General features: G+C 32.3%; 21 protein-coding genes and 1 riboswitch. Of the genes, 17 read left to right on the plus strand and 4 right to left on the minus strand.

The window, feature by feature from the left end; all coding sequences use genetic code 11:
• Positions 1 to 5: 5 nt before the first annotated feature.
• The 4 genes from HMPREF3265_RS10095 (at position 6) to fabZ (ending at position 2611) form a co-directional block, all read left to right on the plus strand.
• Positions 6 to 407: a F0F1 ATP synthase subunit epsilon gene (locus HMPREF3265_RS10095; protein WP_053025287.1), complete on the plus strand. Its 402-nt coding sequence runs from the start codon at positions 6 to 8 to the stop codon at positions 405 to 407.
• 127 nt (positions 408 to 534) lie between these two features.
• The gene (locus tag HMPREF3265_RS10100; protein WP_011275245.1) at positions 535 to 768 is read left to right on the plus strand and encodes a DUF1146 family protein; all 234 of its coding nucleotides are present in this window, start codon (positions 535 to 537) and stop codon (positions 766 to 768) included.
• 100 nt (positions 769 to 868) lie between these two features.
• A complete protein-coding gene (gene murA / locus HMPREF3265_RS10105) occupies positions 869 to 2134 on the plus strand; it encodes a UDP-N-acetylglucosamine 1-carboxyvinyltransferase (RefSeq protein WP_016931214.1) in 1266 nt (421 codons plus the stop codon).
• A gap of 39 nt (positions 2135 to 2173) precedes the next feature.
• On the plus strand, positions 2174 to 2611 hold the full coding sequence (gene fabZ / locus HMPREF3265_RS10110; protein WP_016931213.1) for a 3-hydroxyacyl-ACP dehydratase FabZ: 438 nt from the start codon (positions 2174 to 2176) through the stop codon (positions 2609 to 2611).
• A 49-nt stretch (positions 2612 to 2660) separates the two neighbouring features.
• Here the strand turns inward: fabZ and HMPREF3265_RS10115 are convergent, their stop codons facing one another.
• Positions 2661 to 3104, minus strand: a complete 444-nt coding sequence (locus tag HMPREF3265_RS10115; protein WP_011275248.1) for a YwpF-like family protein — start codon at positions 3102 to 3104, stop codon at positions 2661 to 2663.
• A gap of 188 nt (positions 3105 to 3292) precedes the next feature.
• On the opposite strand from HMPREF3265_RS10115, the gene HMPREF3265_RS10120 reads away from it, so the two are divergent.
• The 7 genes from HMPREF3265_RS10120 (at position 3293) to yidC (ending at position 8915) form a co-directional block, all read left to right on the plus strand.
• Positions 3293 to 3691 (plus strand): single-stranded DNA-binding protein, encoded by a 399-nt coding sequence (locus tag HMPREF3265_RS10120; RefSeq protein WP_070440365.1) that lies wholly within the window; start codon positions 3293 to 3295, stop codon positions 3689 to 3691.
• A gap of 337 nt (positions 3692 to 4028) precedes the next feature.
• The gene (locus HMPREF3265_RS10125; protein ID WP_070440367.1) at positions 4029 to 4736 is read left to right on the plus strand and encodes a transglycosylase family protein; all 708 of its coding nucleotides are present in this window, start codon (positions 4029 to 4031) and stop codon (positions 4734 to 4736) included.
• Between the two features lie 109 nt (positions 4737 to 4845).
• Positions 4846 to 4948: riboswitch (TPP riboswitch) on the plus strand.
• Positions 4949 to 5023: 75 nt separating this feature from the next.
• Positions 5024 to 5713, plus strand: coding sequence for a thiaminase II (tenA, locus tag HMPREF3265_RS10130; RefSeq protein WP_070440369.1), 690 nt, complete (start codon positions 5024 to 5026; stop codon positions 5711 to 5713).
• Positions 5706 to 6527: a bifunctional hydroxymethylpyrimidine kinase/phosphomethylpyrimidine kinase gene (gene thiD, locus HMPREF3265_RS10135; protein ID WP_070440371.1), complete on the plus strand. Its 822-nt coding sequence runs from the start codon at positions 5706 to 5708 to the stop codon at positions 6525 to 6527. The genes tenA and thiD overlap by 8 nt, the downstream gene beginning before the upstream one ends.
• Entirely contained in the window at positions 6520 to 7311 is a 792-nt protein-coding gene (gene thiM, locus HMPREF3265_RS10140; protein WP_070440373.1) for a hydroxyethylthiazole kinase, read from the plus strand. The genes thiD and thiM overlap by 8 nt, the downstream gene beginning before the upstream one ends.
• Before the next feature lies 1 nt (position 7312).
• Entirely contained in the window at positions 7313 to 7951 is a 639-nt protein-coding gene (gene thiE / locus HMPREF3265_RS10145) for a thiamine phosphate synthase (protein WP_053025530.1), read from the plus strand.
• 88 nt (positions 7952 to 8039) lie between these two features.
• Positions 8040 to 8915 carry a membrane protein insertase YidC gene (gene yidC, locus HMPREF3265_RS10150; RefSeq protein ID WP_037551964.1) on the plus strand — a complete coding sequence of 292 codons (876 nt, stop codon included), beginning with the start codon at positions 8040 to 8042 and terminating at the stop codon, positions 8913 to 8915.
• A gap of 88 nt (positions 8916 to 9003) precedes the next feature.
• On the opposite strand, the gene HMPREF3265_RS10155 is transcribed toward yidC, so the two are convergent.
• Both HMPREF3265_RS10155 and cls read right to left on the minus strand, forming a co-directional pair.
• The gene (locus HMPREF3265_RS10155; protein ID WP_070861617.1) at positions 9004 to 9621 is read right to left on the minus strand and encodes an HD domain-containing protein; all 618 of its coding nucleotides are present in this window, start codon (positions 9619 to 9621) and stop codon (positions 9004 to 9006) included.
• Between the two features lie 99 nt (positions 9622 to 9720).
• Positions 9721 to 11205 (minus strand): cardiolipin synthase, encoded by a 1485-nt coding sequence (gene cls, locus HMPREF3265_RS10160; protein WP_070440775.1) that lies wholly within the window; start codon positions 11203 to 11205, stop codon positions 9721 to 9723.
• A 156-nt stretch (positions 11206 to 11361) separates the two neighbouring features.
• Here cls and csoR point away from each other — a divergent pair, with 156 nt between their 5' ends.
• The 3 genes from csoR to HMPREF3265_RS12490 all read left to right on the plus strand — a co-directional run bounded on the left by csoR (position 11362) and on the right by HMPREF3265_RS12490 (position 12148).
• Complete coding sequence (gene csoR / locus HMPREF3265_RS10165) at positions 11362 to 11685, plus strand: copper-sensing transcriptional repressor CsoR (RefSeq protein ID WP_053020047.1); 324 nt, start codon at positions 11362 to 11364, stop codon at positions 11683 to 11685.
• An 11-nt stretch (positions 11686 to 11696) separates the two neighbouring features.
• Complete coding sequence (locus HMPREF3265_RS10170) at positions 11697 to 11903, plus strand: putative copper chaperone CsoZ (RefSeq protein WP_070861619.1); 207 nt, start codon at positions 11697 to 11699, stop codon at positions 11901 to 11903.
• 107 nt (positions 11904 to 12010) lie between these two features.
• Complete coding sequence (locus HMPREF3265_RS12490) at positions 12011 to 12148, plus strand: Lmo0850 family protein (RefSeq protein ID WP_141738622.1); 138 nt, start codon at positions 12011 to 12013, stop codon at positions 12146 to 12148.
• 48 nt (positions 12149 to 12196) lie between these two features.
• On the opposite strand, the gene HMPREF3265_RS10175 is transcribed toward HMPREF3265_RS12490, so the two are convergent.
• Entirely contained in the window at positions 12197 to 13387 is a 1191-nt protein-coding gene (locus HMPREF3265_RS10175; protein ID WP_070861621.1) for an FtsW/RodA/SpoVE family cell cycle protein, read from the minus strand.
• Between the two features lie 417 nt (positions 13388 to 13804).
• On the opposite strand from HMPREF3265_RS10175, the gene HMPREF3265_RS10180 reads away from it, so the two are divergent.
• The 3 genes from HMPREF3265_RS10180 to HMPREF3265_RS10190 all read left to right on the plus strand — a co-directional run bounded on the left by HMPREF3265_RS10180 (position 13805) and on the right by HMPREF3265_RS10190 (position 18028).
• Positions 13805 to 14875, plus strand: coding sequence for a D-alanine--D-alanine ligase (locus HMPREF3265_RS10180; RefSeq protein ID WP_053020221.1), 1071 nt, complete (start codon positions 13805 to 13807; stop codon positions 14873 to 14875).
• Between the two features lie 15 nt (positions 14876 to 14890).
• Complete coding sequence (gene murF, locus HMPREF3265_RS10185; RefSeq protein ID WP_070440781.1) at positions 14891 to 16246, plus strand: UDP-N-acetylmuramoyl-tripeptide--D-alanyl-D-alanine ligase; 1356 nt, start codon at positions 14891 to 14893, stop codon at positions 16244 to 16246.
• A gap of 270 nt (positions 16247 to 16516) precedes the next feature.
• Positions 16517 to 18028, plus strand: coding sequence for a degradosome RNA helicase CshA (locus tag HMPREF3265_RS10190; protein WP_070861623.1), 1512 nt, complete (start codon positions 16517 to 16519; stop codon positions 18026 to 18028).
• Positions 18029 to 18076 lie beyond the last annotated feature (48 nt).

Raw genomic sequence — 18076 nt, forward strand, 5'->3', positions numbered from 1 at the left:
AGATAATGAGTACAGTTAATCTTGATATTGTCACTCCTAATGGTTCAGTCTACGAAAAAGATGACGTTGAATTAGTTGTTTTTCAAACTACAGCTGGTGAAATGGGTGTCATGAGCGGGCATATTCCGACAGTTGCCGCATTAAAAACAGGCCATGTAAAAGTAAATTTTAGAAATGGTACTGAATATATAGCTGTTAGTGGTGGCTTTGTTGAAATTAGACAACATAAAATATCTGTCATTGTTCAAACAGCTGAAACTGCAAGTGAAATTGATGTAGAACGAGCTAAATTAGCTCGTCAAAGAGCACAATCTCATTTAGAAGATCAGGATAACAGTGATATAAACAGAGCTAAAAGAGCGTTGGCAAGAGCTGAAAACCGCTTACGCGTAGCAGAATTAAAATAATTAAAAAGGTTTGGAAACTAACTTTAGTTTTCAAACCTTTTTTATGTTGTATCATAGTCACGATTAGTATCATTCTGTGCTTATTTAATGTACAATATAGTACAGAAATCTAAAAGGAGAGAATGTCATGGATTATATTGGACAATTTGCAATAGTACACTTAATTTTACATGTTCTGTGTATTTGCATAGCTTATTGGGCATTAAACTCTCTAAAATTAGATCAATTTTTTAAAAAAGGCTATGCTACTCAAGTACAAGTTTGTCTAATGTTTTTAGCAGTATTATTGGGTACAGCTGTCAGTAATTTTTTAATTGATTTATTACAATTCTCAACACAAGTGAAATTTTTATTTCAATAATGAGTTTATTGTAAATTCTTTTTAAAAATGGATATAATAAATAATTGATTGAAAATCGGGAAATGATGATAGTAATAGGAGTTTAAAGTGGAGGATTATTATGGATAAAATAGTTATAAAAGGTGGCAATCGCCTAACTGGAGAAGTTAAAGTTGAAGGAGCTAAAAATGCAGTTTTACCAGTACTAACTGCATCACTGTTAGCATCAGAAGGTCAAAGTAAACTTGTTAACGTTCCAGATCTAAGTGATGTTGTAACAATAAATAATGTGTTATCAACATTAAACGCTAATGTGGAGTATAACAAAGAAGAAGGTGCCGTATTAGTTGATGCATCTACAACATTAAAAGAAGAGGCACCTTATGAATATGTTAGTAAGATGCGTGCAAGCATATTGGTTATGGGTCCTTTACTAGCTCGATTAGGACATGCCATTGTCGCATTACCAGGTGGTTGTGCAATTGGTGCACGACCAATAGAGCAGCATATTAAAGGTTTTGAAGCTCTAGGTGCTGAAATTCACCTTGAAAATGGAAATATTTATGCTAGTACAAAAGATGGTTTAAAAGGTACAGATATTCATTTAGATTTCCCTAGTGTAGGTGCAACTCAAAACATTATTATGGCTGCTTCACTTGCAAAGGGTAAAACAGTAATTGAAAATGTTGCTAAAGAACCTGAAATTGTTGATTTAGCAAATTATATCAATGAAATGGGTGGTAAAGTTACCGGAGCTGGTACTGATACTATTACAATTCATGGTGTCGAAAAATTAAGAGGTGTTGAACATTCAATTATTCCAGATAGAATTGAAGCAGGTACCCTTATCATAGCTGCTGCAATTACACGTGGTGATGTATTTGTTCGAGACGCTGTGAAGGAACACATGACTAGTTTAATTTATAAACTAGAAGAAATGGGTGTTAATTTAGATTTCCAAGAAGATGGTGTAAGAGTCACTGCTGAGGATGAACTTAAACCAGTTGACGTTAAAACATTGCCACATCCTGGATTCCCAACAGATATGCAATCACAAATGATGGCGTTATTATTAACAGCTGAAGGTCATAAAGTGATAACTGAAACAGTCTTTGAAAATAGATTTATGCATGTTGCCGAATTTAGACGTATGAATGCAAATATTACTGTAGAAGGCAGAAGCGCTAAAATACAAGGTAAGAGTCAATTACAAGGTGCTCAAGTTAAAGCAACGGATTTACGTGCAGCTGCGGCATTAATATTAGCTGGTTTAGTAGCTGAAGGTACAACTCAGGTTACTGAATTGAAACATTTAGACCGTGGTTACGTTAATTTCCATGAGAAATTAAAATCATTGGGTGCTAACATTGAAAGAGTAAATGATTAATAAGATATTTTTCGTATAAACTTCTGGAGGACTTACATTATGGAAACAATTTTCGATTATAATCAAATTAAACAAATCATTCCACATAGACAACCATTTTTACTAATAGACCGTGTAGTTGAATATGAAGAAGGCAAAAGATGTGTGGGCTTAAAACAAGTATCTGGTAATGAGCCTTTTTTCCAAGGACACTTTCCAGATTATGCTGTGATGCCTGGCGTACTAATTACTGAAGCTTTAGCTCAAACAGGAGCTGTTGCTATGCTAAACAGTGAAGAGAATAAAGGTAAAATTGCTTTATTTGCTGGTATTGATAAATGTAGATTTAAAAAGCAAGTAACTCCTGGTGATACTTTAATGTTAGAAGTAGAAATTACTAAAATTAAAGGTCCGATTGGAAAAGGTACAGCTAAAGCAACTGTTGATGGACAATTAGCTTGCAGTTGTGAACTAACTTTTGCAATTCAAGATGCTTAAATAATCAAAAATTGCCTCCTAACTTAATAAAGTGTTAGGAGGCAATTTTTTATTCTCTCTCAAATTTTTCTTCTTTAAGTTTTGGTTTTGATTGCATCATTCGATTGAATGTTATTTTTAACTCTTCACCAGAAAGACCTTCATCAATTAACTGTTCTAATAAACTCTCTGCATATACTTGACGTAAAGTATAAATATGACAGTCAAATACTATTGACATTGTTGTTTCGAATTCAGAAATGCTTTTAATTGTGGCATCAAATAAAGCGGGATCATTTGAAGGACGCGTTATCACGACTCTAATGTCCAATAAAGTTTGATCATCATAATATTTTTTCATTGTCTCATAATGTGCATTTGAAATGACAACCTCTAAGAGCCAACCTGTGCCACTATTTTCTTTATTAATGATTACACCATCTTCTAACTCGAATTCAGTTATTCCACCATTTTCGTTAACGATTTGAAAACGTACAGCTTTAAATGTCTTCACTTCATCACATCCCCAAAAAAATTTGAAATTATGCAAAAAATGAAATTATTAATAATCTAATATGAGTTTTACAATTATTTTCTTTAAATATATCAAACTTTGTGTAATAAGAGGAATAAAAATATTAAAAATAGAATTTTGACGCCTAAATTATAAATGAATAATATAGTTATAGAAGGAGGTGACACATGCTAAATAAAATTGTGATAGTAGGTCGATTGACCAAAAAGGCACAAATATTTGAAAACGAGGAGGTGAAGATAGCTACGTTCTGTGTTGCAACTGAACGTAATTATAAAGATGAAAATAATGAAATAGCTTGTGATTATATTTTTTGTAAAGCATTTGGTAAAACAGCAACAAATATAGAATCATATACAGACCAAGGCACTTTAGTTGGTATTACAGGACAAATGAGATCTCGTAAGTACGATAAAGATGGCCAAACGCACTTTGTGACTGAATTATATGTTGAAACAATTAAATTTATGTCCCCTAAATCTAAAAACGATAATATTCTTCCTAACACCTCATATGATGAAGACGCTTATTCCTTTGATCACCTTGAAGTGATTGATGTTAAATAATCTTCTAATAACTCCATCCCTATTTACTATAAAAACTTCTTTTAATTATACTCATGGCCTCTCTTATATAAAGAATTTATAAGGGAGGCTATTAAATTACCCGTTTAATTATCTGAAAGATTTCATAAATATTACAAAGAAAAGATGTTTATATACCTATTCAAAGCTGTCATGATAGTTTGCAATTGAAATAATTATGGTTTTACTAATGTAATTTCTATGTAAAAAAGTCCTGTCTTTTTTTATTTCACTGTAACCTACTATGATTTTATGGATGTTAAAGTGGTACTTGTAAAATTAATTAAGACACAAACATTCTTAGGAGGATATATATATTATGAAAAAGACAATTATTGCTTCATCATTAGCAGTAGGTTTAGGAGTAGTTGCTGGCAACGCTGGACACGCAGATGCGAGCGAAGCTCAAGTAAATAAAGCAGAATTAGCTCAATTAGCTCAATCAAATGATCAATCATTAAATGATAGCCCTATTCAAGAGGGTGCTTACAATGTAACTTTTGATTATGAAGGTTTCACTTATCATTTTGAATCAGATGGTACTAACTGGAGTTGGAACTATGCACAATCAGGTCAAGCTTCTCAACAACAAGATGTAAGTGCACAAGTTTCAACTGTTTCTAATCAAACTTCAGCTGAACAAGTTGGTTCTCAACAACAATCTAGTCAAGTTCAACCAACTCAAACTCAACAAGCACCTCAAACTGAACAAACACAACAACCACAAACTGAAGCTACAACTTCTAACTCAAGTTCTTCAAATAACAATGCTTCAAGTGGTTCTTCTGTAAATGTTAACAGTCATTTACAACAAATTGCACAACGTGAATCTGGTGGCGACATTACTGCTATCAACCCAAGTTCAGGTGCAGCAGGTAAATATCAATTCTTACAATCTACTTGGGATTCAGTAGCTCCTGATGAATATAAAGGTGTTTCACCAGCACAAGCTCCTGAACACGTACAAGATGCTGCAGCAGTTAAATTATATAACACTGCAGGCGCTTCACAATGGGTAACTGCATAATATAGTAATTTAATCATTTAAAGTAAGAGTGGAACAGTGAATTTTGTTCCACTCTTTTTTGTTTTGTTTGATAAAACGCAGTCATTTTGATATTGTTAAATTAATAAATTAATGCTACTAGGGGAGCCATAGTAAATGGCTGAGATGATTAATTCAGACCCTTATAACCTGATTTGGTTAGTACCAACGTAGGAAAGTAGTTATGTAAATGTTACGTTCTCTTTATTGAATGATAGCTACATTTCTACGTTGAAATGTAGCATTTTTTAATTTTAAGGAGGATTAATATGACATTTTCAACTGAGATTAAAGAGGCTGCGCAACCTATTATTGAAGAAATTTATAATGATGGCTTTATACAAGACCTATTAAAAGGGGATTTAGATGCTCAAGCAGTACGTCAATATTTAAGAGCAGATGCGTCATATTTGAAAGAATTTACAAATTTATATGCACTTCTTATCCCAAAAGCGCCATCAATGAAGGATGTTAAATTTTTAGTTGAACAAATTGAATTTATGCTTGATGGTGAGGTTGAGGCACATGAAATCCTAGCAGATTATATCAATGAACCTTATGAAGAAATTGTTAAAGAAAAAGTATGGCCACCTAGTGGAGATCATTACATTAAACATATGTATTATCACGCATATGCTCATGAAAATGCTGCGTATACTATAGCTGCAATGGCACCTTGTCCTTATGTATATGAAGTAGTAGCTAAAATGGCATTAGAGGATCAAAACCTAAATAGAGATTCTGTTACAGCAAAATGGTTTGATTTCTATAGTACAGAAATGCGACCATTAATTGAAGTATTTGATAATTTATTAGATAAATTAACAACAAATTGTACAGAACAAGAGAAGAAAGATATTAAAGAAAGTTTCTTACAAAGTACCGTACATGAACGTAATTTCTTTAATATGGCTTATATTAATGAACAGTGGAACTTCGGAGGCGATAAAAATGCATAAACCCAAAATTGCTTTAACAATTGCAGGAACCGATCCATCAGGTGGCGCTGGTGTGATGGCCGATTTAAAATCATTTCATGCCTGTGGCGTCTACGGTATGGCAGCGATTACAAGTATCGTTGCGCAAAACACTAAAGGCGTTCAACATATCCATAATCTTGAGACAAGTTGGGTACAAGAACAATTAGACAGTGTCTTTAATGATGAATTACCACATGCTATTAAGACAGGCATGATTGCAACTCATGAAACAATGGAGTTAATCCAACATTATTTGAAACAACACTCAGATATTCCATACGTTATTGATCCAGTTATGCTTGCTAAAAGTGGTGATTCACTCATGGATGATGATACTAAGAAACATTTACAGAATACATTACTACCTTTAGCAGATGTCGTCACACCTAATATTCCTGAAGCAGAGGAAATTACAGGTATCAAACTAGACACTGAAGAAAATATACGAAAAGCTGGTAACATATTTATTAACGAGATAGGTAGTAAAGGCGTCGTAATAAAAGGTGGGCATTCTACTGATTTAAACAATGCCAAAGATTTCTTGTTTACTAAGGATGATGTATATACTTTTGAAGATCAACGCTTTGATACAAAACATACTCACGGCACCGGATGTACATTTTCAGCGGTAATTACTGCAGAACTTGCAAAAGGTAAATCAATCTATGAAGCGGTAAAAAAAGCTAAGAAATTTATTTCATTAAGTATTCAATATACGCCAGAGATTGGTCAGGGTAGAGGGCCGGTAAACCATTTTGCCTATATGAAGAAAGTAGGTTTAGATGATGAATAACTTAGAACGTTTGAGACAAGAGAACCCTCTAGTTGTGTGTTATACAAATGATGTCGTGAAGAATTTTACAGCCAATGGTTTACTCAGTATCGGCGCGAGCCCAGCAATGAGTGAAGCACCTGAAGAAGCGAGAGAATTTTATAAAGTCGCTGGTGCATTACTTATTAATATTGGCACGATGACTAAAGCAAATGAACAAGACATATTGGAAATTGGTAAAATTGCGAATCAACAAGGAACACCGATTGTATTTGATCCAGTGGCAGTTGGTGCATCTTCATATCGTAAAGCATTTTGCCAAAAATTCTTATCAGAAGTGAAAGTATCAGTAATTAAAGGAAATGCCTCAGAAATTTTAACGTTAGTAGATGCGACTACAACGATGAAAGGTACAGATGGTGAAACTGACTTAGATGTTGTTGAAATAGCTAAGAGAGTCCATGAGGAATTGAATACAGCCATCGTGTTAACAGGTAAAGATGATGTTGTTGTCCAAGGTGGCAAAGTTGTCAAGTTATCTAATGGGTCACCTTTATTAGCTAAAATTACTGGTGCTGGATGTTTACTCGGTGGTATTGTAGCGAGTTTCTTATTTAGAGAAGAAAATCCAACACTACAAGTGTTAGAAGAAGCAGTGAGCATTTATAATATTGCAGCTGAACTTGCTGAAAAGGATCAACAAGTGAATGGACCAGGTACATTTTTACCCAAACTATTAGATCAAATGTATAACATTGACTTTAATACTTACCAACACCAAGTCAAAAGACAAGAGGTTGAATAATATGTTTAATTCATCATTATTAAACGTTTATTTTATTTGCGGTACGCAAGATGTTCCAGAAGGAAAAGATATTAGAGTAATACTAAAGCAAGCTTTAGAAGCTGGAATTACCCTTTTTCAATTCCGTGAAAAGGGGCCAACATCATTAGATGGTGTTGCGAAAGAAGATTTAGCAATTGATTTATTAAAACTATGTCATGACTATCAAGTACCATTTATTGTAAATGACGATGTTGATTTAGCTGAAAAAATAAATGCAGACGGTATTCATGTAGGGCAAGATGATGTAAATGTGAAGTCTTTTGCTGAACGTTTTAGAGATAAAATCATTGGGCTTAGCATTGGAAATGAGAAAGAATATTACCATTCGGATTTAGAACATGTTGATTATATTGGAGTTGGACCTATGTTTGCAACAATCTCTAAAGATGATGCTAACGCACCAGTAGGTCCTTCAATGATTGCTAAATTAAAGAACATCAATCCTTCGTTACCAATGGTAGCAATTGGAGGCATAACAGAAGACAATATTGAACCTATTTCTCAAAATGGTGCAGATGGTGTTTCAGTTATTTCAGCGATTGCACGTAGTCATAATATTGACAAGACTGTTACTAAAATGAAAAGTTATTTCAAATAAATAATAAAATTTTTCTTTTTTTGTTTTCCAGTACACGGTTACTATGATAAAATAATCTCTATGTGAATATATCAATAGAGGTGTAAAAATGAAGAAGAAAGCGTTACTACCTTTGTTATTAGGGGTAATGGTCTTTTTAGCCGGATGTGACTATTCTAAATCTAGTAATAGAGATGGATTTTTCTATAATACATTCGTAGAACCAATGTCTAAAGTATTACATTGGTTAGGCCATTCAGTATTTAACGATGACTACGGTATTGCAATTATCGTATTAGTTTTAGTAATACGTATTATCTTGTTACCATTCATGCTATCAAACTATAAAAATAGTCATTTGATGCGTGAAAAAATGAAAGTTGCCAAACCAGAAGTTGATGGCGTGCAAGAGAAAGTTAAACGTGCACGTACTCAAGAAGAGAAAATGGCAGCAAACCAAGAAATGATGGAAGTTTATAAGAAATACGATATTAATCCAATGAAGAGTGCATTAGGATGTTTACCTGTATTAATTCAAATGCCAGTTGTCATGGGATTATACTTTGTATTACGTTACCGTATTGGTGGCGGTATTGCAGAACATCCTCACTTCTTATGGTTTAATTTAATACATCCTGATATTTGGATTACTATTATTGCCGGTGTGCTTTACTTTATCCAAGCTTGGGTATCAAGTAAGCAAATGCCTCAAGAACAACGTCAAATGACATATATGATGATGATTGTATCACCAATCATGATTATTTGGATTTCATTAAGTTCGGCTTCAGCTTTAGGTTTATATTGGTCAGTCAGTGCGGCATTCTTGATTGTTCAAACATACTTCGCCAATATGTACTATGAAAAAGTTGCTCGAAGAGAAGTTGCACCAATGATTGAAAAATTTGAGGAAAATAATAGTAACTCAAATAAAAAAGGTAAAAACACTCAAGTCGTTTCTAAGAATAATAAAAAGAAAAAATAAATTAGTTTAATTGAAACTAGTAAGTAAAAAGGCCGATATCCTTACGTAGGGTATCGACCTTTTTTTATATATGCCATTCTTTATAAAATTAATTTAAAAACTGTTCCATAAACGCATGTCTTTCTCTAGCTAATTTTCGACCAGTTTCAGTATGCATTAAATCTTTTAATTTTAATAATTTATCATAAAAGTGACGTATAGCTGAAGGTTCTAAATTAGTAATCGTTTCAATATTAGGTATGTCTCTATGTGGTGATTCTGTCCACATTGGCTCATTAAAATGGCCTGAAAATTGAAATGCTCTAGCAATACCAATAGCACCAATCGCATCTAGTCGATCAGCATCCCTTACAATTTGTCCTTCAATAGGAAGGTCTACATGATTATTTTGTCCATTTCTATAACTTAAATGCTGAATGATGTAAATAATCTTTTTTTGTTGATCAAAAGATACACGAATGTTCTTTAAAAATGTTTTTAAACGATCTAAAGCATTGGCTTTATTTGTTAACTTATCATCAATGACATCATGAAGTAATGCAGATAATGTGATAATTAAATATTCTCCTTGTTGCTCGCATTTAGAGATTGTTTGAGCTAGTGACGTTACACGTTCTACATGTGCAATATCATGACCAGAATAATCATTTTTATGAAAATTTTTCATATAACGATGCGCTAATTCTATTTGTCGTGTTACATTCATTTTAATCTCCTTATTGTTCAGATAAGTTCGGGACTAAAGTATTATTTTAAGTCTATAATATTTTCAATGTAATTTTTTAAACTACTATATCTAAATTATCTATAGAATAGGTGAAAGTAATTGAGATATACCTTCTTTAAATTTAATCCACAGGCTTCGTTTATTATATAAGTCTTCAGTGAGTCGGTAGGATACTTTCATATCTTGAATAAATGCTTCTTTTAGTTGAGTTGCAATTGCTTCATCATAGATAAATGCGTTTACTTCAAAGTTCAATGTAAAACTACGATTATCCATGTTGGCAGTACCTACTGAAGCAATTTCATCATCAATAATTAATGTTTTGGAGTGTAAGAAACCATTATCATAATGATAGATTTTCACACCAGCTGATAATAGAGAAGCTGCGTTTTTTAAGGTAGCCCAATAAACAAAAGGATGATCAGGTTTATTAGGAATCATGATATTGACCTCTACACCACCTAAAGCTGCTATTTTAATTGCATCAATGAAGGCTTGATCAGGAATAAAATAGGGTGATTGAATATAAATAGATTGTTTAGCTGAAGAAATCATTTTCAAATAACCATATTTGATTTGCTCCCAATCTTCATCAGGACCACTTGAGGCAATTTGTACACCTATTGTTCCACCAGAGTCTACATCAGGAAAATAACGATCTTCATATTCGATTGAATCACGGTTTGATTGTGAATTCCAATCTAATATAAATCTCAGTTCAAGTGCGTTTACAGAATCTCCTTCTAATCGCAAATGAGTGTCCCGCCAATATCCAAATTTTTTATCTTTACCTAAATATTCGTCGCCTACATTAAAACCACCAACATAACCAATTTTACCGTCAATAATAACTATTTTTCTATGGTTTCGGTTATTCATACGGAGATTTATAAGTGGGAGTTTAGAAGGGAAGAAAGATTCAACATGTCCACCTTTTTGACGGAAGTGTTTTAAATCTTTTTTTCTTAAAGTTCTTGATCCCATATCATCGTATAACATTTTAACTTCTAAGCCCTCATCAAGTTTATCCTCAAGTGCTGAGAGAATTCGATGACCTAATTCATCACTTTTGAAAATATAGTATTGAATATGTATATAATCCTTTGCATTTTTAATATCACTTAATAATGCATCAAATTTTGCATGGCCATCAGTATAAATCTTGATTTGATTATCAGTAGTAAGGAATGCAGCATTGTTAAAAAGTAACATGCGTACCATTTCTTTAAACTTAACAATTTGATGATTACCTTTTGAGAAATCGTCGCTTTCTAATGCTTCAATTTGTTCATCGACAATCATAGCAAGCCCTTTACGGTCTTCCTTTTTCAATTTAAAAATACGATTGCTTTGAATTTGGCGTCCTAATAGTAAATATAAAATAAACCCTATAATTGGTAAAAATACTAAAACAAGTAGCCAAGCCCATATTGAACCAGCACTACGGCGCTCCATAAAGATAATAACAAACGCAAAAATTAAGTTTAATATAAAGGCAGCAATTAAAATGATATTAATAATCAATGAGGAATGCGTGAAAGACATTGAATATATTTCTACCATAGTACGCCTCCTGTTTATTTTTTAATTCTTGCAAGAATAAGATAAGTCTAGTACTTTCTTAAACTTAATTGTATCATGGCATTAACTAAATAGCATGACTCTTTTTCATGAAAATAAGTTACAGTGTTTGACGAATATGAAGGTAAATTATACGATATGATAGTACTATTAGAAAGGGTGACGACCTTGAATAATCATGAAAATGCACATCATTCCAAACAAATTAAAATGAATTTAAAATCAAGACTAAATCGTATTGAAGGGCAAGTTAGAGCGATTAATCGCATGATTGAAGAAGATGTATACTGTGATGACGTGCTAACTCAAATTAGAGCTACAAGATCTGCATTAAATAGTGTGGCCACTAAGTTGCTAGATCATCATATGAAAAGCTGTATCATGGATAAAGTGAATAACGGCGCTCAAGAAGAAGCGATGGAAGAATTGTTAGTGACATTTCAAAAATTAATGAAAGATTAGGGGTTAATTAAATGAACTTTAGTGAAATTAGAATTAGTGAATTAAATACTGAAGAGCAAGCTAATTCGCTCCAACATAGACTTGAGAAGATGATAGGTGTAGATGAAGTAATTGTAAAACTAAATGACCAATTAGTTAAAATTTCTTATGAAACACCAACGAATTTAAATAGTATTGAAAAAGAAATTTATGATGATGGTTATAAGGTATTAGGTTGATAAATTAAAATAATTTTGTTAAATATCAATTTTATGCTGAATTAATGTAGTAAAACATCGATAATTGGGGTAGTATAACTTTGAAGTCATAAAACGAGGTGAAAGCCATGAGTAATTCGGATAAATTGCAAAATGTTGTTAAATTATTATCGTCATTAGGTGTGAATATTAAAAAAACTAAAACTCGTTTAGACATTATTAATACATTGCCAGCTACAACACCTGTGCGCCAAGAACTTAAATAGTCTGCTAGCAATTGATAAAGGGAGAAGCGTAATCACTTTTAAATGTGATTACGCTTCTTTATTAGGCATTGTTTGTCTTTGATGGAAATGTATAGATAAGACGACACCTATACCAACCATTAAACTCCATAGTGAACTACCGCCGTAACTAATAAATGGTAATGGTATACCGGTAATAGGTAGTAATTGGATTGTCATACCTATATTTTGTAATATATGGAAGACAAGTAGTGATACATAGCCTATGATAAATATTTTGCTGAATGGAGATTCAACTTTCGTAGCAAGTCGAATTAAATGAAAAATTAATGCTAAAAAGATGAGTAGTAAAACTACAGCGCCTATAAATCCCATTTCTTCTCCAACTACTGAGAATATAAAATCTGTATGATTTTCAGGAATGTAAACCTCACCATGATTAAATCCTTTACCGAATAATTGACCAGACCCAATCGCTTTTAAAGATTCTGTTAAGTGATAACCGTCTCCAGCACTATATGAATATGGATCCAACCAAGAATTAATTCGCCCCATTTGATACATTTTCACACCTAGAAGGCTCTCAATTAACGTTGGTTTATAAATGATAGCTAATATAATAGTTCCTCCAAAAACAAAAGCGGCTATAAATAATGGTGCTAAGATTCTCCATGTAATACCGCTAACTAACATTATTCCTATAATAATAGCGCAAATCACAAGCGTCGTACCTAAGTCATTTTGTAATAAGATTAAAGCCATTGGTACTATTGAAATTCCTATGATTTTAAAAAACAAGACCAAATCAGTTTGAAAAGATTTATTAAAAGTAAAACGATTATGGTTAGAAACGCTCTTTGCTAGTGCTAGAATTAAGATGACCTTCATAAATTCTGAGGGTTGAATACTTACTGGTCCAAATGAATACCAACTTTTAGCACCATTAATGATTGGTGTAATAGATGTTTCAGGTAATATGAGTAAACCGATAAGTAGTACACAAAAGATAAAATAAAGAATATATGTATTATTTCTAATCTTTTTAGGTGAAATAAGCATAATAACTAATGCGATAATAGTACCTAATATGTAATATATGATTTGGCGAATACTAAAGTTTGCACTATATTGTCCTCCACCCATAGCTGAACTAATCGTAGTAACACTTATAATGGCAAGTATGGTTAATAATGCTACAAGTATCCAGTCTATCTTACGTAGCCAATGTTTTGAAGGCTGTTGACGGGATGAATATTTCATGAGAAAACTCCTTAAATTCTTATAATCGAACGATTAATATTATATACAAATTTTACATGACTTTATATTAATTTGCTAGAAAATAACAGGCAGAATATAGAAAACTAAAAATTCTATCTAAAATTGTGTTTGAATTATGATTGGTAAATTATTCTAATAAAAACCAAAAAAATTATTTAAACATAATTAGATTTAAGTTGATAAATGCAAAATCACTTTAGACTGTGATAATATTGATCTTTAGAAAGCATAGTTTAAACTAAATAAAATTTATAAAATATTGATAGTTAACTAAAAAGAAAAAGTAAAAATGAATTGAAAGAGATATAGACATTTGTAAGAAGTTGAAATAACGTAATAGTTTAATACTTCTCATAAATGATTGAGTTATGATCTTTCTTAATGGAGGAACTACTTATGGTGAAAGAAAACATTTGTATCGTATATGGTGGTAAAAGTGCTGAACATGATGTTTCTAAATTGACTGCGCAAAATGTTCTTAATGCAATTGATAAAGAAAGATATTTAGTGGATATCATTTATATTACGAATGATGGCTTATGGAAGAAAAAAGAAAATATCACTGAGGAAATTAAAGAAATTGAATCCCTAAATATGACAGATATAGAAGCGGGCGAAATCACTATTTTGCTTAAAGAAAGTAGCGATGGTAAACCTTATGATGCTATATTCCCATTACTTCATGGCCCTAATGGTGAAGATGGAACAATTCAAGGGTTATTTGAAGTTCTTGATTTACCATATGTTGGGAATGGTGTACTAGCTGCATCAAGTTCAATGGATAAACTTGTCATGAAACAATTATTTGAACATAGAGGATTGCCTCAATTACCTTACATTAGTTTCTTAAGAAGTGAATATGAAAAATATGAGGGTAACATTATTAAACTCGTTAAAGATAAACTTACATATCCAGTATTCGTAAAACCTGCAAATCTTGGTTCAAGTGTAGGTATTAGTAAATGTAATAATGAGGATGAATTAAAATCAGGTATTGAGGAAGCTTTCCAATTTGACCGTAAACTTGTTATTGAACAAGGTATTAATGCTCGTGAAGTTGAAGTAGCTGTATTAGGCAATGACTATCCTGAAACAACATGGCCAGGAGAAGTTATCAAAGATGTTGCATTCTATGATTACAAATCAAAATATAAAGACGGTAAAATCAGTTTACAAATTCCTGCAGAATTAGATGAAGAAGTACAAATGACATTAAGAAACATGGCATTGGAAGCATTTAAAGCTACAGATTGTTCGGGATTAGTACGTGCGGATTTCTTTGTTACTGAAGACAATCAAATTTTTATTAATGAAACAAATGCAATGCCTGGATTCACAGCATTTAGTATGTATCCAAGTTTATGGGAGAATATGGGCTTATCTTATTCTGACCTAATCACAAAATTAATTGACCTAGCTAAAGAACGTCACGAGGATAAAAAGAAAAACAAATACACAATTGACTAAGAGAGGGATTCATAAATGATAGAAGTTTCTTTACAGCAAATTCAGGAATGGATACCTTGTGATATTGATTCACAATATTTACAACAAACCATCAAAGGTGTGACGATCGATTCACGTGCAATCAAAACTAATATGTTATTTATACCATTTAAAGGTGAGAACGTAGATGGTCATCGCTTTGTTTCACAGGCGTTAAAAGATGGCGCTGGTGCTTCTTTCTATGAAAAAGGCCATGACATTGATGATAATGTGGAAGGACCTATTATATGGGTAGACAATACATTAATTGCGTTACAACAATTAGCTAAAGCATATCTTAAACATGTGAACCCTAAAGTAATAGGTGTTACTGGTTCAAACGGTAAAACAACTACAAAAGATATGATTGAGAGTGTATTACACACTGAATTTAAAGTTAAAAAAACGCAAGGTAATTACAATAATGAAATAGGCTTACCATTAACTATTTTAGAGCTTGATTTAGATACAGAGATTTCAATATTAGAAATGGGTATGTCTGGATTCCATGAAATAGAATTACTTGCTAATATAGCAGAACCAGATATTGCTGTTATTACAAATATTGGTGAATCACATATGCAAGATTTAGGTTCTCGTGAAGGCATTGCTAAAGCTAAATCTGAAATAACAATTGGACTTAAAAAAGAGGGAACATTCATCTATGATGGTGATGAACCATTGCTTGAACCACATGTTAAAGAAATCAAACATGCTAAATGTTTAAGTGTAGGTTTGAAACAAGATAATGCTTTAGTATGCGAAGTAGAACATAGTGAAAATGATGGCATTGCTTTCTCTATTAACGGTAATGAACATTATAAATTACCTATTCTTGGAATCCATAATATGAAAAATGCAGCTATCGCAATTGCTATTGGTCATGAACTAGGACTTAAATATGAGACTATTCAACATAACATTAATCATGTTCAACTCACTGGTATGCGAATGGAACGCCATATTACTGATGATGATATTACTATCATAAATGATGCTTATAATGCCAGTCCTACAAGTATGAAAGCCGCAATTGATACTTTGAGTCAAATGGAAGGTAGAAAAATTATTGTACTTGCTGACTCACTTGAATTAGGGGAAAATAGTCGTTCAATGCACGAAGAGGTAGGCGCATATTTAGAAGGTAAAAACATCCATACTTTATTAACATATGGCAAAGATGCAAAGTATATTAGTGATATAGGAGGTCAATTTGTTGACCACGTTGAATATTTTATTGATAAACAACAATTAACTCAATATTTAATAAATAACTTAGTTGCTAACGACAAAGTTCTTGTAAAAGGTTCAAGAGGAAATAAACTTGAAGAAGTTGTAAATAAATTGATTTAATTATTTTCAAAATTACTATCATGCTAAGCAAGTCACTAATTAGGAATCTAAATCCTTTAGTGGCTTGTTTTTTTACTTTAAAAATTTAAATAATAAGTGAAAAATGTAAACGCTATTATATGAAAATAGATTTGAAAACGAGTTTATCTATAAAATTGCTTTATTGCGATATGTAATTTTAGGTGGTACTATATAGAAGTTGACGTAATAAGAGGACCTTATATACACAAACGTATATTGATAAATAAGAAAGTTAAAAGGAGAATTATATTGCAAAATTTTAAAGAACTAGGGATTTCGGATAAAACAGTTGAGACCCTTGAAGCAATGGGCTTTAAGGAACCCACACCTATCCAAAAAGATAGTATCCCTTATACATTAGAAGGAAAAGACATCCTTGGACAAGCTCAAACTGGTACTGGTAAAACGGGAGCGTTCGGGATTCCTTTAATAGAAAAAGTTGTAGGTCAATCAGGTGTGCAAGCTTTAATATTAGCACCTACAAGAGAATTAGCTATGCAAGTAGCTGAACAATTAAGAGAATTTAGTCGTGGTCAAAATGTACAAGTTGTAACGGTATTTGGTGGTATGCCAATCGATCGACAAATTAAAGCTTTAAAAAGAGGACCACAAATCGTTGTAGGTACACCAGGACGTGTCATTGACCACTTAAATAGACGTACATTAAAAACAAATGGTATTCATACATTAATTTTGGATGAAGCAGATGAAATGATGAACATGGGCTTCATCGATGATATGAGATTCATTATGGATAAAATTCCAGCTGAGCAAAGACAAACAATGTTATTCTCAGCAACAATGCCTAAAGCAATCCAATCTTTAGTACAACAATTCATGAAATCTCCTCAAATCGTTAAGACAATGAACAACGAAATGTCAGACCCTCAAATTGATGAATATTATACAATTGTGAAAGAACTTGAAAAGTTCGATACATTTACTAATTTCTTAGATGTACACCAACCTGAATTAGCCATTGTCTTCGGTAGAACAAAACGTCGTGTGGATGAATTAACAAGTGCTTTATTGTCTAAAGGTTACAAAGCAGAAGGCTTACATGGTGATATCACACAAGCTAAACGTTTAGAAGTATTGAAGAAATTTAAAAATGATCAAATCGATATATTAGTTGCTACAGACGTTGCAGCACGTGGTTTAGATATTTCAGGTGTAAGTCATGTATATAACTTTGACATTCCTCAAGATACTGAAAGCTATACACATAGAATCGGACGTACAGGAAGAGCTGGTAAAGAAGGCATCGCTGTTACATTCGTAAATCCAATTGAAATGGATTACATCCGTCAAATAGAAGATGCAAATGGAAGACGCATGAACGCTTTAAGACCACCTCACCGCAAAGAAGTATTAAAAGCGCGTGAAGATGATATTAAAGATAAAGTGAAAAATTGGATGTCACGAGAAAGTGAAGCACGTTTGAAACGTATCTCAAGCGAGTTATTAGAAGAATATGATAGTACTGAATTAGTTGCATCATTACTACAAGAATTAGTAGAAGCAAATGATGAAGTGGAAGTACAATTAACATTTGAAAAACCATTAGCACGTAAAAATCGCCAAGGTAAAGGTAATGGATCACGTCGTGGTGGAAAACGTAATAACAAGTTCGATAATAAAAACAAACGTTCAAAAGGTAACTTTAATAAGAAAAAAGGTAAAAAACCTGACCGTCGTGAAAGACAAGACAAAGGTAGATCTACGATGAAAGGTCGAACATTCGCAGATTTACAAAAATAAAATAATTCAATATTGGATTTTATAATCAAACCATCTCATGCTTTTGAG

The organism is Staphylococcus sp. HMSC62B09 (assembly GCF_001839115.1).
Lineage (GTDB): Bacteria > Bacillota > Bacilli > Staphylococcales > Staphylococcaceae > Staphylococcus > Staphylococcus haemolyticus.

Coding starts and splice junctions, on each gene's coding strand:
- HMPREF3265_RS10095 (WP_053025287.1), top strand. CDS start 6: ATGAGTACAGTTAATCTTGATATTGTCACTCCTAATGGTTCAGTCTAC.
- HMPREF3265_RS10100 (WP_011275245.1), top strand. CDS start 535: ATGGATTATATTGGACAATTTGCAATAGTACACTTAATTTTACATGTT.
- murA (WP_016931214.1), top strand. CDS start 869: ATGGATAAAATAGTTATAAAAGGTGGCAATCGCCTAACTGGAGAAGTT.
- fabZ (WP_016931213.1), top strand. CDS start 2,174: ATGGAAACAATTTTCGATTATAATCAAATTAAACAAATCATTCCACAT.
- HMPREF3265_RS10120 (WP_070440365.1), top strand. CDS start 3,293: ATGCTAAATAAAATTGTGATAGTAGGTCGATTGACCAAAAAGGCACAA.
- HMPREF3265_RS10125 (WP_070440367.1), top strand. CDS start 4,029: ATGAAAAAGACAATTATTGCTTCATCATTAGCAGTAGGTTTAGGAGTA.
- tenA (WP_070440369.1), top strand. CDS start 5,024: ATGACATTTTCAACTGAGATTAAAGAGGCTGCGCAACCTATTATTGAA.
- thiD (WP_070440371.1), top strand. CDS start 5,706: ATGCATAAACCCAAAATTGCTTTAACAATTGCAGGAACCGATCCATCA.
- thiM (WP_070440373.1), top strand. CDS start 6,520: ATGAATAACTTAGAACGTTTGAGACAAGAGAACCCTCTAGTTGTGTGT.
- thiE (WP_053025530.1), top strand. CDS start 7,313: ATGTTTAATTCATCATTATTAAACGTTTATTTTATTTGCGGTACGCAA.
- yidC (WP_037551964.1), top strand. CDS start 8,040: ATGAAGAAGAAAGCGTTACTACCTTTGTTATTAGGGGTAATGGTCTTT.
- HMPREF3265_RS10155 (WP_070861617.1), bottom strand. CDS start 9,621: ATGAATGTAACACGACAAATAGAATTAGCGCATCGTTATATGAAAAAT.
- cls (WP_070440775.1), bottom strand. CDS start 11,205: ATGGTAGAAATATATTCAATGTCTTTCACGCATTCCTCATTGATTATT.
- csoR (WP_053020047.1), top strand. CDS start 11,362: ATGATAGTACTATTAGAAAGGGTGACGACCTTGAATAATCATGAAAAT.
- HMPREF3265_RS10170 (WP_070861619.1), top strand. CDS start 11,697: ATGAACTTTAGTGAAATTAGAATTAGTGAATTAAATACTGAAGAGCAA.
- HMPREF3265_RS12490 (WP_141738622.1), top strand. CDS start 12,011: ATGAGTAATTCGGATAAATTGCAAAATGTTGTTAAATTATTATCGTCA.
- HMPREF3265_RS10175 (WP_070861621.1), bottom strand. CDS start 13,387: ATGAAATATTCATCCCGTCAACAGCCTTCAAAACATTGGCTACGTAAG.
- HMPREF3265_RS10180 (WP_053020221.1), top strand. CDS start 13,805: ATGGTGAAAGAAAACATTTGTATCGTATATGGTGGTAAAAGTGCTGAA.
- murF (WP_070440781.1), top strand. CDS start 14,891: ATGATAGAAGTTTCTTTACAGCAAATTCAGGAATGGATACCTTGTGAT.